Annotated in this window: 14 protein-coding genes; all 14 read right to left on the bottom strand. The window is 65.8% G+C overall.

Annotated features, from left to right (window positions below; genetic code table 11):
* Window positions 1-117: 117 nt before the first annotated feature.
* The 14 genes from DM992_RS11650 to ispG all read right to left on the bottom strand — a co-directional run bounded on the left by DM992_RS11650 (window position 118) and on the right by ispG (window position 15914).
* Window positions 118-2034 carry a potassium transporter Kup gene (locus tag DM992_RS11650; RefSeq protein ID WP_111016908.1) on the bottom strand — a complete coding sequence of 639 codons (1917 nt, stop codon included), beginning with the start codon at window positions 2032-2034 and terminating at the stop codon, window positions 118-120.
* 274 nt (window positions 2035-2308) lie between these two features.
* On the bottom strand, window positions 2309-2905 hold the full coding sequence (locus tag DM992_RS11640) for a phosphoribosyltransferase (RefSeq protein WP_034181292.1): 597 nt from the start codon (window positions 2903-2905) through the stop codon (window positions 2309-2311).
* A 6-nt stretch (window positions 2906-2911) separates the two neighbouring features.
* Window positions 2912-4258, bottom strand: a complete 1347-nt coding sequence (locus tag DM992_RS11635) for an adenylosuccinate synthase (protein ID WP_072437237.1) — start codon at window positions 4256-4258, stop codon at window positions 2912-2914.
* A gap of 113 nt (window positions 4259-4371) precedes the next feature.
* Entirely contained in the window at window positions 4372-5520 is a 1149-nt protein-coding gene (locus DM992_RS11630; RefSeq protein WP_111016907.1) for an ATP phosphoribosyltransferase regulatory subunit, read from the bottom strand.
* Between the two features lie 99 nt (window positions 5521-5619).
* Window positions 5620-5811 (bottom strand): DUF2065 domain-containing protein, encoded by a 192-nt coding sequence (locus DM992_RS11625; RefSeq protein ID WP_006478685.1) that lies wholly within the window; start codon window positions 5809-5811, stop codon window positions 5620-5622.
* A gap of 36 nt (window positions 5812-5847) precedes the next feature.
* Window positions 5848-6747: a protease modulator HflC gene (locus DM992_RS11620; protein ID WP_034181289.1), complete on the bottom strand. Its 900-nt coding sequence runs from the start codon at window positions 6745-6747 to the stop codon at window positions 5848-5850.
* Between the two features lie 14 nt (window positions 6748-6761).
* On the bottom strand, window positions 6762-8102 hold the full coding sequence (gene hflK, locus DM992_RS11615; RefSeq protein WP_111016906.1) for an FtsH protease activity modulator HflK: 1341 nt from the start codon (window positions 8100-8102) through the stop codon (window positions 6762-6764).
* A 47-nt stretch (window positions 8103-8149) separates the two neighbouring features.
* Window positions 8150-9325, bottom strand: coding sequence for a GTPase HflX (gene hflX, locus DM992_RS11610; protein WP_204356116.1), 1176 nt, complete (start codon window positions 9323-9325; stop codon window positions 8150-8152).
* A 72-nt stretch (window positions 9326-9397) separates the two neighbouring features.
* Window positions 9398-9637, bottom strand: coding sequence for an RNA chaperone Hfq (hfq, locus tag DM992_RS11605; protein ID WP_006399927.1), 240 nt, complete (start codon window positions 9635-9637; stop codon window positions 9398-9400).
* Between the two features lie 155 nt (window positions 9638-9792).
* Window positions 9793-11130, bottom strand: a complete 1338-nt coding sequence (gene der / locus DM992_RS11600) for a ribosome biogenesis GTPase Der (RefSeq protein ID WP_111016904.1) — start codon at window positions 11128-11130, stop codon at window positions 9793-9795.
* A gap of 247 nt (window positions 11131-11377) precedes the next feature.
* Complete coding sequence (bamB, locus tag DM992_RS11590; RefSeq protein ID WP_111016903.1) at window positions 11378-12523, bottom strand: outer membrane protein assembly factor BamB; 1146 nt, start codon at window positions 12521-12523, stop codon at window positions 11378-11380.
* A gap of 41 nt (window positions 12524-12564) precedes the next feature.
* Window positions 12565-13194, bottom strand: a complete 630-nt coding sequence (locus tag DM992_RS11585) for a tetratricopeptide repeat protein (protein ID WP_111016902.1) — start codon at window positions 13192-13194, stop codon at window positions 12565-12567.
* Between the two features lie 55 nt (window positions 13195-13249).
* Complete coding sequence (gene hisS / locus DM992_RS11580; RefSeq protein ID WP_111016901.1) at window positions 13250-14590, bottom strand: histidine--tRNA ligase; 1341 nt, start codon at window positions 14588-14590, stop codon at window positions 13250-13252.
* A 16-nt stretch (window positions 14591-14606) separates the two neighbouring features.
* The gene (ispG, locus tag DM992_RS11575; protein ID WP_111017889.1) at window positions 14607-15914 is read right to left on the bottom strand and encodes a flavodoxin-dependent (E)-4-hydroxy-3-methylbut-2-enyl-diphosphate synthase; all 1308 of its coding nucleotides are present in this window, start codon (window positions 15912-15914) and stop codon (window positions 14607-14609) included.
* Window positions 15915-15996 lie beyond the last annotated feature (82 nt).

Here is a 15996-nt window from a genome sequence, read left to right as displayed (position 1 = left end):
AGCGCGATGCGGCTGCGTTTGCTCTCGCGGTGACGGCCGGCGATGCAGACGATCGCGGCGAGTCCGGGCGGTCGACAGACGCGGCACACGGCCAGGAAGCCCGCGCGCCGCGTCCGGTCAGATCTCGATCTTCGTACCGAGCTCGACGACGCGGTTCGCCGGAATCGAGAAGAAGTCGGTCGGCTTCGCGGCGTTCTGATGCATCCACGCGAACACGCGCTCGCGCCAGATCGACATCCCGGGCAGATGCGTCGGCACCACCGTTTCGCGCGCGAGGAAGAACGACGTATCCATCAGCTCGAACGTCATGTCGTGCGCGCGGCCGAATTCCTCGAGCACGGCCTTCACGTCCGGCGTCTCGTTGAAACCGTACTCGGCCTTGACGATGTACAGCCCGCCGCCCGCATCGCGTGAGCTCAGGCGCTTGTCGTCCCGCACGTAAGGAAAGTCGCGCGTGACGAACGTCAGGAAAATGGTCCGCTCGTGCAGCACCTTGTTGTGCTTCAGGTTGTGCAGCAGGCTGACGGGCACGAGCTTGTCGTTGCCGGTCAGGTAGATCGCGGTGCCCGACACGCGATGCGGCGGATGCGCGAGCAGCCCCTGCAGGAACGGCTCGAGCGGAATACCGTCCGCTGCCGTGCGTTCCTTGACGATGTGCCGCCCCTTGTACCAGGTCATCAGCAGGAAGAACAGCAGCGCGCCGATGCCGAGCGGCAGCCAGCCGCCCTGCGCGACCTTCAGCAGGTTCGCGCCGAAAAAGCCGAGGTCGATCGCGAGGAACACCGCGATGATCGCGCCGACCAGCACCCGGTTCCAGTTCCACACCTTCACCATCACGACGCACGCGAGCACGGTCGTGATCACCATCGTCGCCGTCACCGCAATGCCGTATGCGGCCGCGAGGTTGTCGGAGCTCTTGAAGCCGATCACGATGCAGAGGATCACGAACAGCAGCAGCCAGTTCACGACCGGCACGTAGATCTGGCCAATCGCGAGTTCCGACGTATGCAGCACCTTCATCCGCGGCACGTAGCCGAGCTGGATCGCCTGCGACGTCAGCGAATACGCACCCGAGATCACGGCCTGCGACGCGATCACGGTCGCAACCGTCGACAGCACGACGAGCGGCAGCAGCCCCCATTCGGGCGCCAGCAGGAAGAACGGGTTCTCGATCGCCTTCGGGTTCTGGATCAGCAGCGCGCCCTGGCCGAAGTAGTTCAGCACGAGCGACGGCATCACGAGCCCGTAGGCGGCGAGGCGAATCGGCTTCGCGCCGAAGTGACCCATGTCCGCGTAGAGCGCTTCCGCGCCGGTCAGCACCAGCACGACCGAGCCGAGCACGACGTAGGCCTGCAGCAGGTGATCGGCCATGAACGACGCCGCGTAGTACGGATTGATTGCCGCGATGATGCCCGGCACGCGCACGATGTGGTACACGCCGAGCGCCGCGATCACGACGAACCACAGCACCATGATCGGGCCGAACAGCTTGCCGACCAGCGCGGTGCCGTGGCGCTGGATCCAGAACAGCGCGATCAGGATCACGATCGTGATCGGCAGCACGAGGTGCGACAGGTGCGGCGTCGCGATTTCGAGACCTTCGACGGCCGACATCACCGAGATCGCCGGCGTGATCACCGCGTCCCCGTAGAACATGCATGCGCCGAATATCCCGAGCGCCATCAGCGCACCCGCGACGCGGGTTTTCGAGTCGAGCGGCCGCAGCGACAGCGCCATCAGCGCGAGCACTCCGCCTTCGCCGTTGTTGTCTGCCCGCATCACGAACAGCAGGTACTTGACGCCGACCACCAGAATGATCGCCCAGAACAGCAGCGAGATCACGCCGAGAATCGAGCTTTCGGTCAGCGGAATGCCGTGCGCGGGGCTGAACGCCTCCTTGAGCGAATACAGCGGGCTGGTGCCGATGTCGCCGAACACGACGCCGATGGCTGCTATCGCTAGCGCCCGCATCGAGTGTTGTTGCGTCGAGTGCGGCGCGTGTGCTGCGTCGGTCGCGTGGATCGTGTCGTTCATATGAAGCGTAATAATCGGGTCCGGGTCGGACAAAACGAGCGCTATTCTACTCGCGCCCCCGTGAAACGCCGCCCTGCTCTGTTGCCGTGAAACCACGTGATCCACGCTGCGCATGCAATCCGGCGCGAGCTGTGGCAGGGCTGCCATCATAGCCGGGGCGGCGCCGTCTGCCTACCGGATACGCAGGGCACGCCGCGCCGCGCAAACGGTGCCGCAACGAAAAACGGCGCCGCAAGCGGCGCCGTACAAGGCTTTCCTTCGATCGGCTGGCCGCTTACGCGCCCGAACCGTCGCGCTGCGCGCGACCGCGCTTGATCCACGCCTCGAGGTTGTGCGGGCGAACCGTGTCCCACTCCTCGAACGGCTGATGAATCCACGGATTCGTCGGCAGATATTGCGTGTGATAGTCGGGTTTGACCTTCGAGCAACCCTTGTACCAGAGCACGGCCGAACGCACGGCCGTCACGGCCGGATAGCGCTCCTTCAGGTGCTCCTGCACGCGCGCGAGCGTGACGCCCGAATCGACGAGATCGTCGACCAGCAGCACGTTGCCCGCGAGGTTGCCGCGCGTCATCGTGATGTACTGCGCGATGTCGAGGTCGCCCTGCTCGGTGCCGGCCGCTTCCCGGTACGAACTCGTCGCGAGGATCGCGAGCGGCACGTCGTAGATGCGCGACAGTTGATCACCGACGCGCAGGCCGCCGCGCGCGAGACACAGGATCTGGTCGAACTTCCAGCCCGATGCGTGCACCTCGAGCGCGAGCAGCTCGATCAGGCGATGATATTCGTCCCAGCCTACCCACAGGTTCTTGTCATCGTTGCGCGGATCGGTCATCAAGTCTGCCGCCGTCATCGTGATTTGCTGCGTCATCTGCGGTTACACCTTGAACGGATGGCGGAGCAGGATCGTTTCGTCGCGGTCCGGGCCCGTCGACACCATGTCGACCGGCACGCCAGCCACTTCCTGGACGCGGGTCAGGTAGGCCTGCGCGTTCGCCGGCAGTGCTTCCCACGTCTTGATGCCGACCGTGCTTTCCTTCCAGCCGGAGAACGTTTCGTACACGGGCTCGCAACGGGCCACATCGGCCGCGCCGCGCGGCAGGATGTCCACATCCTTGCCGTCGATCTTGTAGCCGACGCACAGCTTGACTTCGTCGAGGCCGTCGAGCACATCGAGCTTCGTCATGCACAGGCCCGACACGCCGTTGATCTGGATCGAGCGGCGCAGCGCGGCCGCATCGAGCCAGCCCGTGCGGCGCGGACGGCCGGTGACGGAACCGAATTCCTTGCCGACGTTCGCGAGCGTGACGCCGACCTGGTCCTGGCGCTGCGGGTTGTCCGCATCGTACAGTTCGCTCGGGAACGGGCCCGAACCGACGCGCGTGCAATACGCCTTCGTGATGCCGAGGATGTAGTTGAGCTTCTGCGGACCGACACCCGCGCCAGCCGACGCCGCACCCGCGACGCAGTTGCTCGACGTGACGAACGGATAGGTGCCGTGATCGATGTCGAGCAGCGTGCCCTGCGCGCCTTCGAACAGCAGGTTCTGGCCCGCGTTGTTCGCGTCGTAGAGGCGGCGCGACACGTCGGCCACCATCGGCTTCAGGCGGTCGGCATAGCCGAGCATCGTGTCGAGCGTGGCCTGGAAGTCGACGGCCGCGCCACCCAGGTACTGGGTCAGCACGAAGTTGTGGAAATCGAGGTTTTCGCGCAGGCGGTCGGCGAAAGTCTTCGCGTCGAACAGGTCCTGCACGCGCAGCGCGCGGCGACCGACCTTGTCTTCGTACGCGGGGCCGATGCCGCGGCCCGTCGTGCCGATCTTGCCCGCGCCCTTGCGCGCTTCGCGCGCCTGGTCGATCGCGATGTGGTACGGCAGGATCAGCGTCGTGGCTTCGGAAATGAACAGACGATCGCGCACGTTCACGCCGGCTTCTTCGAGCTCGCCGATTTCCTTGAACAGTGCTTCGGGGGACAGGACGACGCCGTTGCCGATGTAGCAGGCGACGCCTTCACGCATGATGCCCGACGGAATGAGGCGCAAGATCGTTTTCTTGCCGCCGATGATGAGGGTGTGGCCGGCGTTGTGGCCGCCCTGGAAACGCACGACGCCCTGAGCGTGGTCCGTCAGCCAGTCGACGATCTTGCCCTTGCCTTCATCACCCCATTGAGTTCCCACAACGACGACATTGCGCCCGGGAGTCACGTTCACTGCGCTGGCAGACATGTTGATTCGTTAGCTGGTTAAAAACGTATTCTACCTATGTTCGCGGGCGTTTCCGAATTTTTCCGTTTCGCTTCAACGATATGCACGCCGAAGCTCGGCCCGCGAACGCCTGTTTATCGGGGTTCGACCACCCATGCGCCGTTGCGCTCGACGAGCGAACGGTCGCATGCGAACTCGTCGAGCACGTGGTCGTGGCCCGGCAGTGCCTGGATCACGACCTCGCCCGCATCGCGCAGCGCCGCGACGGCCGCGCCCAGCGCGTCGTCCTGCGCCCACGGCGCGAGAATCGCGGTGCCGCGCGCCTCGATCGGCGAAATCCGCGCGAGCTCGCGCAGGTCGAGCGAGAAGCCCGTGGCCGGACGGGCGCGGCCATATGCCTGACCCACATGATCGTAGCGGCCGCCGCGCGCGATCGCGTTCGGCACGCCATCGATGTACGCGCTGAACATCGCGCCGCTGTGGTACGCGTAGCCGCGCAGGTCGGCGAGGTCGATCGCCACTTCGGCGCCCTTCGCCTGCGCGGCGAGCTGTGCCAGATCGTCGAGCGCCCGCGTGATTTCGGGCAGCACCGGCAGCCGTGCGCGCGCCTCGGCGAGCACGCTTGCATCGCCGTAAAGGTTCGGCAGCGCGCGCAGCGCTGCGCGCGTATCGGCACCGAGATCGTCGGTGAGTTCGTTCAGCAGCGGCACGTCCTTGCCCGACAGCGCGTCATACAGCGACTCGCCGCGCTCGGCTGCCTGCGCATCGCGCGCCAGCAGCGCCGCGAGCACGCCCGCGTGGCCGAGGTCGAGACGGATGCGCGACAGGCCCGCGAGATGCAGGGCGTCGAGCATCAGTTGCTGGATCTCGAGATCGGCTTCCAGTCCGGCATGCCCGTAGATTTCGGCGCCGATCTGGATCTGCTCGCGCGTCGCGTGCAGGCCGCGCGGACGCGTATGCATCACGTGGCCCGCATAGCAGAGGCGCGTCACGCCCTGACGGTTCAACAGGTGCGCGTCGATCCGCGCGACCTGTGGCGTGATGTCCGCGCGCAGGCCGAGCGTGCGGCCCGACAGCTGGTCGACCAGCTTGAAGGTGCGCAGGCGCAGATCGGCGCCGCCGCTCGTCAGCAGCGACTCGAGATACTCGAGCAGCGGCGGCATCACCATTTCATAGCCGTACGAACGGAAACGGTCGAGCAGCCTGCGGCGCAGCTCCTCGATCTTGCGCGCTTCCGACGGCAGTACGTCGGCGATATTCTCGGGAAGTAACCAGGTCGACATCGGTACGGTCCTACGACGGGAAACAGCGCGCGATACGCGCGCCGCAATGTGAATCGAAAATTCGGATCGGGCGGACGAACGGCGGATGCGCCGTCCGGATCAAGTAGCGAGCAGCAGCAGCACGAGCCCGAGCACCATCACGATCAGCCCGCCGATCCGGATATGATGCGGCGGCCGCTCAGCTATTCTACGAAACGTGTCGCGCCAGGCGACGGGAAACACGAAGGGAAACGCCCCCTCGATGATCAGCATCAGCGCTACTGCGAGCAACAACGAGCCAGCCAGGTCCATGCGAGCGACGGCGCCGCTCGACGCGGCGCCCCAAGGTCAGTGTTTGCGGGGAGCAGGCGCCGACGGTGCGGCACCGCCCGTCGGGCTGCGCATGAAGCGGAAGAACTCGCTGTCGGGATCGACGACGATGATGTCGTTGCGCTTGAACGTCTTCCGGTAGGCCTGCAGGCTCGCGTAGAACTGATAGAACTGCGGATCGCGGCCGAACGCGTCGGCGGCAATCGTCGCGGCCTTCGCGTCGCCCTCGCCCTTGATCGTCTGCGCGGATTTGTACGCGTTCGCGAGCACGGCCTGCTGTTCGCGTTCGGCATCGGCCTTGATCTGCTCGACGTCGGACGCACCTTCCGCACGCACCTGTGCCGCCTGATCGCGCAGCGCGCCGATCATCCGCTGATAGACGGCATCCGTCTGCGCAGCCGGCAAGTCGACGCGCGTCAACTGAACGTCGACCACGTCGACGCCGAAGCCGGACGCTTTCGCCTTCGCCGCGTCGCGAGCCGCATCGGCGATCGCACGCTGGCCGCCGAGGGCGTCGTCGAGCGCACGCTTGCCGAACGCGTCGCCGAGCGCGCTCTTCAGCACACCGGCCAGGCGTTCGGTAGCCGCCGCCGGATCGCCGCCCGTCGCCGTGAAATATTTCAGCGGATCGCTGATCCGGTACTTCACCGCATACGCGACAAGCAGGTCGTGCTTGTCTTCCGTTGCCAGTTGCAGCGGATCGGACGACTCGAGCGATTGCAGGCGCGTGTCGATCAGCGTGGCCGTCTGCAGTGGCGGCGGCAGCTTGAAATGGATACCGGGGCCGGCGAGTTCGGGCTGCGCGCCGTCGCGGCCCGACAGCACGGCCGTATGGCGCGGATCGACGGTCAGGACCGTCGAGGAAGCCGCGAAGGCAACGATCACGATTGCGACGACGAGCGCAATGATTCGGTTCATGTTCTGCGCTCCCGTTACTTCAGATCGTCTTCACGCGACCGGCTGCGGAAACCTTCGCGCGATCGCAGCACGTCGCCGCCCGACGCCGCGGCGGCCGATGCCGCGCTCGCGGGTACGGCTGCCGACGGCGCGACAGCCGCCGGTGCGGACGCCGCATCGGGCGCGGTCGCGCCGGTGGACGTCGCGGCGTTTTGCCGCCCCTGCTCGACGAGCTTGTCGAGCGGCAGATACACGACGCTGTTGCCGCCCTTGTTGCCGACGAACACCTTCGTCGCGTTCGAATAGATTTCCTGCATCGTCTCGAGGTACATCCGCTCGCGGATCACCGCCGGCGCCTTCGAGTACTGCGCGTAGACCTGCTTGAAGCGATCGGCATCGCCTTCGGCTTCCGTGACCACGCGATCGGAATACGCCTTCGCTTCGTCGACGAGCTTCGCGGCATCGCCCTGCGCCTTCGGCAGCAGGTCGTTTGCGTATGCCTGCGCGGCGCGCTTCGCGGCCTCGCGCTCGTCGCGCGCCTTCGCGACTTCACCGTAAGCGGCCTGCGTCTGCTCGGGTGCGGCGACGCTCTGCATCGTGACGGCCGTCACTTCGAGCCCTGACTGGTAGCGGTCGAGATCGCGCTGGATCGCGGCGGAAAGCTGCTCGCGCAGCGCGTCGCGGTCCTGGTTCAGCACGTCGGCCGCGCTGCGCGTACCGACGATCGCACGCACCGCGGCCTGCGCGGCCTGCGACACGCTGCGCTCGGGATCGACGCTGCGGAACAGGTAATCGGTTGCCGAACGAATCCGGTACTGGACGATGAAGCGCACGTCGACGATGTCGGCATCGCGCGTCAGCATCGCCGCTTCCTTCACGTTCGCGAGACGCACGACGTTGTTGCGGCCGATCTCGATCGAGCGGACCTGCGACGTATCGACGATCTCGTGCGACGCGAACGGATACGGCGCGCGCCAGTGCACGCCCTGGCCGACCGTGCCCGACAGCTTGCCGAGTTGCAGTACGACGCCCGTCTGACCGTCCTGCACGACGAACAGCCCGCTGCCCGCGTAGACCGCGACCAGCACGCCGATCACGATGCCGACGCCGACCCGCGCGGCCCGGCCGTTGTCGGGACGGAAGCCGTTGCCGCCCTTGCCGCCGAAAAGGCCGCTCAAGCGACGGTTGAAGTTGCGCCACATCTCGTCGAGATCGGGCGGACCTTCGCCGTCGCCGCCTTGCGGACGCTTCGATTCGTTCGCACGGGGACGGGATCCGTCTTTGCCATTGCCTTCGCCGCGTCCCCAGCGGGGATCGTTGATCGACAGCAAGGCGCGCATCCGCCGCCAGGTACTCCGCTCGTTGTATTCGTTCACCAGAGTTTGTTCACCAGATTAGACGCCGGCGAACCGGCCGGGACCGGTTAGCGCCCGTGTTCGGAAATCGTGCGGTCTTCGTGTGGTTCAGCGGACGCGCCGTCAAGCGCGCCGCTGGGTAACATCGCGCTGGGAAGGTGTTCCGCGGAGGCAATCTCGGCGATGGCGGCACGCAACGCGTCAAGACCCTGACCGGTGCGCGCGCTCAAAAAGACGCGCGAAATATTACCATACTCGTCCCGCTCGACCGCGTCGCCGCGGGCCGCCAGCTCGGGCACCGCGTCGATCTTGTTGAACACCAGCACCTGCCGGATCGTGTCCGCGCCGATCTCGTGCAGCACGCCGTTGACCTGCTCGATCTGCTCGAGCCTGACCGCACTCGATGCATCGACCACGTGCAGCAGCAGATCCGCGTGGATCGTTTCCTCGAGGGTCGCGCGGAACGCCGCGACGAGCTGGTGAGGCAGCTCGCGGATGAACCCGACCGTATCCGACACGACGATCTGGCCGACCTCGTCGCCGAGGTACACGCGCCGCGACGTCGTATCGAGCGTGGCGAAAAGCTGGTCGGCCGCGTAGGCCTGCGCTTTCGTCAGCGCATTGAACAGCGTCGACTTGCCCGCGTTCGTATAGCCGACGAGCGACACCGACATCGTGCCGCTGCGCGCGCGCTGCCGACGTTGCGTGCTGTGTTGCCGGCGCAGCCGGTCGAGCCGCGACTTCAGCATCTTGATACGCTCGCCGATCAGCCGGCGGTCGGTTTCGAGCTGGGTTTCGCCGGGGCCGCGCAGGCCGATACCACCCTTTTGCCGCTCGAGGTGAGTCCATGCGCGAATGAGCCGCGTCGACAGGTATTGAAGCTGCGCGAGCTCGACCTGCAGCTTGCCTTCATGGCTGCGGGCGCGCTGCGCGAAGATATCGAGGATGAGGCTCGTGCGATCGACGACCCGCCTGTTAAGTGCCCGTTCCAGATTGCGTTGCTGGGCCGGTGCCAGTGCGTGGTTGAAGATGACGATTTCGACGTTGTGTGCGTCGCAGGCAAGCCGCAGTTCTTCGGCTTTGCCGCTGCCGATGAACATCGCGGCATCGGGACTGGCGCGACGACCCGTGAGGGTGACGGCGGGACGGGCCCCCGCGCTGGAGGCGAGAAGACTGAGTTCTTCGAGACTGGCTTCGAAATCGGTCTTGCCGAAATCGATGCCGACGAGCGCTGCGTTGATCAAATTATCGGGTGTCAAGATAAGGCGGCTGGCATCGGTCGCTCGCGGCGACCGGATGCCGGCCGCTGCGATAGGTTAGGACGAAGCTTCCGCGTCCGGGTGGAAATTCACCGGGCGCGCCGGCACGACCGTCGAGATGGCGTGCTTGTAGACCATCTGGGTCACCGTATTACGGAGCAACACGACGTACTGGTCGAACGATTCAATGTTCCCTTGGAGCTTGATGCCGTTGACGAGGTAGATCGAAACGGGAACGTGCTCTTTGCGCAGTGCGTTCAAAAACGGGTCTTGTAACAATTGCCCTTTGTTGCTCATGGCGTACTCCATCTTTTTTTGCAGGTTGATCTGGATTGGCGGCGAAGAAAAAGAGATCCGGCGCCAATCGCTACACTATAGCCGATTTTGCCTGCCCCGCCCCGCGCATAGGCCTTGCGGCCTATCCCTTGCGGGACACGTGTAACAGGCGTGCTTCAGCTCTTGTCCGCGTACGGATTGTTCGACGAACGGAACTCTATGCGCAATGGAGTCCCGGTCAGCGAGAAAGTTTCGCGGAACCGGTTTTCCAGGTAGCGCTTGTACGTTTCCGTCACAGCGTCGAGCGCGTTGCCGTGGATGACGATGATCGGCGGATTCTGGCCGCCCTGGTGCGCGTAGCGCAGCTTCGGACGCACCGGGCCGCGACGGCGCGGCTGCTGGAACTCGACGGCCTCGATCAGCGCGCGCGTGAGCTTCGGCGTCGGCAGCTTCGCCATCGCCGCCGCATACGCGTCGTCGACCGAGCGCATCAGCGTGCCGATGCCCGTCTTCTTCGCGGCCGAAATGAAGTGCGATTTCGCGAAGTCGAGGAATTTCAGCTTGCGGGTCAAATCCGCTTTCGCACGATCGCGTGCGTGCTCGTCGAGCCCGTCCCACTTGTTGACGCCGATCACGAGCGCGCGGCCCTGCTCGACGACGAAGCCGGCGATGTGCGCGTCCTGGTCGGAAATGTCCTGCTGCGCATCCAGAAGAAGAATGACGACATTTGCGTCGGAAATCGACTGCAGCGTCTTCACGACCGAGAACTTTTCGATCGCCTCGAACACCTTGCCGCGGCGCCGCAGGCCGGCCGTATCGATCAGCGTGTATTTCTTGCCGTTGCGCTCGAAGTCGACGTAGATCGAATCGCGCGTGGTGCCCGGCATGTCGAACGCGATCACGCGGTCCTCGCCGATCAGCGCGTTCACGAGCGTCGACTTGCCGACGTTCGGCCGGCCGACGATCGCGATCTTGATGCCGCGCGACGGGTCGTTCTCGTCTTCCTCTTCGGGCTGGTCCCTGTATGCGACTTCCAGCGCCTCGTTGATCATGTCGGTCACGCCGTCGCCGTGCGCGGCCGAGATCGCGCGCGGGTCGCCGAGCCCGAGCTCGTAGAAGTCGGTCGCGACCGCCGTGTACTTCATCCCCTCGGCCTTGTTGACGACGAGGAAGATCGGCCGGCCGGTCTTGCGCAGGTAGTCGGCGATCGACTTGTCCTGCGGCGCGAGCCCGTTGCGGCCGTCGACGATGAACACGACGACGTCAGCCTCTTCAACCGCCTGCCGCGTCTGGCGCGCCATCTCGTGCAGGATGCCGTCCTTCGCGACGGGTTCGAAGCCGCCCGTATCGACGACCAGGTACGGCCGCTCGCCGACGCGCCCTTCGCCGTAATGGCGATCGCGCGTCAGGCCCGGCAAGTCGGCAACCAGCGCATCGCGCGAGCGCGTGAGCCGGTTGAACAGCGTGGATTTCCCCACATTGGGGCGCCCAACGAGGGCAATGACCGGTTTCATCTATGTTTTCTACGGTGAAGCGCAGCAGCGGGAGGCCCGCTGCTGCGGGCGGCTGCGCTGAATGAAAATATCACGAATTCGCGCCGCGCCGGATGCGCGCGCCGGGCGCGTGTTGCGCGCCGTCGTCTTTCGTCTCGAACTGCCTTTCAAATACCGAGCGGCCGGGAACACCGGCCGCCTTCATGTCGCGCGGCCAGGGCGCGCGGGACAAGCCCGCCGCACCACGGCCGCGCAGGTTTCGTGCGCGTCAGCGCGGACGGAACCCGTACAGGCCGCCGTCCTTCGTCTGCACGACGAGCGTATTGCCCGCGAGGACCGGTGCGGCCGTAATCGCGCTGCCGTCGGTCTTCATCCGCGCGATGAAGCTGCCGTCTTCGCGCGACAGGAAGTGCACGACGCCCTGGTAGTCGCCCATCACGAGCGCATGCCCGAGCAGGTACGGCACGCCGACGTCGCGGCTCTTCAGCTTGTCGTTGCGCCAGAGCTGGTTGCCCGACGCCGCGTCGTACGCCGTCACGACCGACCAGTCGTCGCCGCCGGCAACCACCGAATCGTCCTGTGCGAGGCCGCTGCGGCTCGAGAACGCCTTTTCCCACAGCGGGCGGCCCGAGTTCGCATCGAAGCAGCCGAGCTGACCCTGGAACGTCACCGCGCAGGCTTGCGCGCCCACGAGCGTCGGCGGACCGCTGACGTCATTGATGCGCTCGACCTCGGTCACGCCCTTCGGGAACGACACGGGGGTCTGCCAGAACGGCTCGCCCGTCTGCAGGTTGATCGCGACGAGACCACCGCCCGGGAAGCCCGCCAGCACCGCTGCATCGCCCGCGAACGTCATGCCGGCCGACACGCGCAGGTTCAGCGGCACCGCGCGGTTGCGATAGTTCCACTTCTGTTCGCCCGTCTGCGCGTTGAACGCGATCACCTGCCCGTCGATCGTGCGGACGACCACGAGGCCGTTGCCGACGAGCGGCGGCGAGAAGATCTCGCCCTGCACGCTGGTCTTCCACAGCGGCTTGCCGTCCGGGCCCAGCACGAACACGCCGCCCTTCAACGCGCCGACCGCGGTCAGGTTGCCGTCGCTGCCGACGCCGGCCGACAGGTCCGAATCGACCTTCGAGCGCCAGATCGTCTGACCCGTCTTCGCGTCGATCTTCTCGACCGAACCGTTTTCGCCCGCCGCGTAGACGGCGTCGCCCACGGCCACCGGCGAGAACAGGTAGCGTCCGCCCTTGCCGACGCTCGCCTTCCAGACCTGTTGCACGTCCATCACGGGCTTGAACTCGGTGAGCGGCGTCGGCACGCGGCGTGCATCCTTCGACGACGAGCAGGCCGCCAATGCCAGGACAGCCGCCGCGCAGGCAACGGGCACAGCGTAACGTTTCAGCAAATTCATCGGTTAGCGAAGCAGAGTTAAGAGGTTGAGGGGACCGGGATTCAGCCGCCGAGCGCGTCCAGCTTGAACTGCACGAGCTGGCGCGCGGACTGGTCGTCCTTCGACAGGCCGTCGAGCGCCAGCTTGTAAGCGGCGCGCGCATCGTCGGTCTTGCCTTGCGCGGCAAGCAGATCGCCGCGGCGATCGGCCACGAGGCCCTTGAATGCATCGAGCGGCGTACCCGACAGCAGCGCGAGGCCCGCGTCGTATGCCTTCTCGTCGAGCAGCAGCGATGCGAGACGCAGCTTCGCGATCTGCTTGTACTCGTCGTCCTTGGCGTGATCGACGGCCCATTGCAGCTGAGTCTTCGCACCCGTGGAGTCGCCGGCCGCATACAGCACCTTCGCGGCCGCCAGCGCCGTCATCTGCGCATACGGCGTGCTGCCGAACTTGTCTTCCATGTCGGCGGCCGCGCGAGCCATCGTCGCCTTGTCGTTCGCGGCGGCGGCCTTCTGGACCTGCTCGTACAGCCCGGACGCCTCGGCAGCCTGACGGCGCTGCCAGTAGTTCCAGCCGTTGAAACCGGCCGCGACGACGAGCGCCGCGAGCACGATCCACGTGGTGAGGTTGCCCCAGCGGGCCCACCACGCCTTGACACTTTCAATCGATTCTTGTTCGTCGTGATAACTCATCGGCGAGCGATTCCTTCCTGTTCAGGCCTTTCTTGTCGAGCGATTGCCAGCGCGATCAGTCGTCGCCGTCTTCGGCGGATGCAACCATCGCATTGATTAGGAATTCGGTCAAGCTTTCGACCGGTACGGTCTGCTGAACGTTCTTTTCCCCGTCTTCGCCTGCACCGCGCAGTGCTTTCACGCCCACCGTGCCGTTCGCGACCTCTTCTTCGCCGAAGATCACCGCGAATGCCGCGCCGCTTGCATCGGCCCGCTTCATCTGCGACTTGAAGCTCGCCGGCGCGCCGTCGGCGCTGCAGTGGAAGATCACGTCGAGGCCCGTGTCGCGCAGCCGCTCCGCCGCAATGAACGCCTGTTCGCGAGCGGTCTCGCCCTGGTGCACGACGTACACGTCGACGCCTTCCTGCTCGGGTGCCAGATCCTCTTCCTTCAACAGTTCGAGGATGCGCTCGATGCCCATCGCCCAGCCGCACGCGGCGGTCGGCTTGCCGCCGAGCTGCTCGATCAGCGGATCGTAGCGGCCGCCGGCCGCGACCGTGCCCTGCGCGCCGAGCTTGTCCGTCACCCACTCGAACACGGTCAGGTTGTAGTAGTCGAGACCGCGCACGAGACGCGGGTTGATCTTGAACGGAATGTTGTTCGCGAGCAGCAGGCGCTGCAGCCCGTCGAAGTGCGCGCGCGATTCGTCGCCGAGGAAGTCGATCAGCTTCGGCGCGTTCTGAGCGATCTCCTGCAGCGCGGGATTCTTCGTGTCGAGCACGCGCAGCGGGTTCGTATACAGGCGGCGCTTCGCGTCCTCGTCGAGCACGTCGGCGAACTGCTCGAGGTACTTGATCAGTTCGACGCGGTGCGCGGCGCGCTCTTCGGCGAGGCCGAGCGAGTTGATCTCGAGCTTGATGCCGGTCAGGCCGAGGTCATCCCACAGGCGCTGACACATCATGATGATCTCGGCATCCGCATCGGGACCCGCGAAACCGAGCGCCTCGACGCCGACCTGGTGGAACTGGCGGTAGCGGCCGCGCTGCGGACGCTCGTGACGGAACATCGGGCCGATGTACCACAGGCGCTTCGGGCCGTCGTACAGCATGTTGTGCTCGATCGACGCGCGCACGACGGCCGCGGTGTTTTCCGGGCGCATCGTCAGGTTCTCGCCGTTCAGCGCGTCAGTGAAGCTGTACATCTCCTTCTCGACGATGTCGGTGACTTCGCCGATGCCGCGCGTGAAGAGCTGCGTGTGTTCGACGATCGGCGTGCGGATGTTCTGGTAGCCGTATGCGCGCAGCAGCGATTTCACGGTGGCTTCGAAGAATTCCCACAGGCCGGCATCCTGCGGAAGGATGTCGTTCATGCCCTTGACGCCGGTGAGTTTCTCGATCTTGCGTTTCTGTTCAGTCATCGTGTGTGTTGACGAATTAGTTCACTGCCGCGTCGGCGCGGCCATAGTTGCGTGCGACGTAGTCGCTGACGATCTGCTGGAATTCCTCGGCGATCCGCTCGCCGCGCAGCGTCTTGACCTTCTCGCCGTCGATGAAGACGGGCGCGGCCGGGTTTTCGCCCGAACCCGGCAGGCTGATGCCGATGTTCGCGTGCTTCGATTCGCCCGGGCCGTTGACGATGCAGCCCATCACCGCGACGTTCATCTTCTCGACGCCCGGGTACTCCTTGCGCCAGACCGGCATCTGCTCGCGCAGGTAGTTCTGGATCTGCATCGCGAGTTCCTGGAACAGCGTGCTCGTCGTACGACCGCAGCCCGGGCACGCGATCACCATCGGCGCGAACGAGCGCAGGCCCATCGTCTGCAGGATTTCCTGGCCGACGATGACCTCGCCCGTGCGCGACGCGCCCGGTTCCGGCGTCAGCGAGATGCGGATCGTGTCGCCGATCCCTTCCTGCAGCAGCACGCCGAGCGCGGCCGTCGATGCGACGATGCCCTTCGAGCCCATGCCCGCCTCGGTCAGCCCGAGATGCAGCGCGAAGCCGCAGCGGCGGCCGAGTTCGCGGTACACGGCAATCAGGTCCTGCACGCCGCTGACCTTGCACGACAGCACGATGCGGTCACGGCCGAGACCCAGCTCGACCGCACGCTCGGCCGAACCGATCGCCGACTGGATCAGCGCCTCGTACATCACGCTTTGCGCGTCCCACGGCTGCGAACGCGCGCCGTTCTCGTCCATCATGCGCGCGAGCAGGTCCTGGTCGAGACTGCCCCAGTTCACGCCGATCCGCACCGGCTTGTCGTATTTGGCCGCGGCCTCGATCATCTGCGCGAACTGCGTATCGCGCTTCGCGCCCTGACCGACGTTGCCGGGGTTGATCCGGTACTTCGACAGCGACTCCGCGCAGCCCGGGTAGTCGCGCAGCAACAGGTGGCCGTTGTAGTGGAAATCGCCGACGAGCGGCACGGTCACGCCCATCCGGTCGAGCTGCTCGCGGATCGCCGGCACGGCGGCCGCGGCCTCCGGCGTGTTGACCGTGATACGCACCAGCTCGGAGCCCGCGTTCGCGAGTTCCTTGATCTGGATCGCGGTGCCGATCGCATCGGCCGTGTCGGTATTCGTCATCGACTGCACGCGCACCGGCGCGGCGCCGCCGATCGTCACGAGCTGCCCGCCCCAACGAACATCCACCGCATGCGACACGCGGCGCGGCTGATGCCCGCCGAACACCGGCTCGGTTGAACAAATCTGACTGCTGCGTGGGGATTGAGCTTCGGATTGCATCGATAGATCCATTTACGCGGAATGCGCCGCAACGCGGCGCATGAATTGAAAAAGCGCCGTGCCATCACGGCCTGCCGATATC

This window comes from Burkholderia sp. JP2-270, assembly GCF_003233675.1.
Classification (GTDB): Bacteria; Pseudomonadota; Gammaproteobacteria; order Burkholderiales; family Burkholderiaceae; genus Burkholderia; species Burkholderia pyrrocinia_C.
Note: the sequence above shows the minus strand (reverse complement) of the source record. Positions and strands in the feature narration are given on the sequence as shown.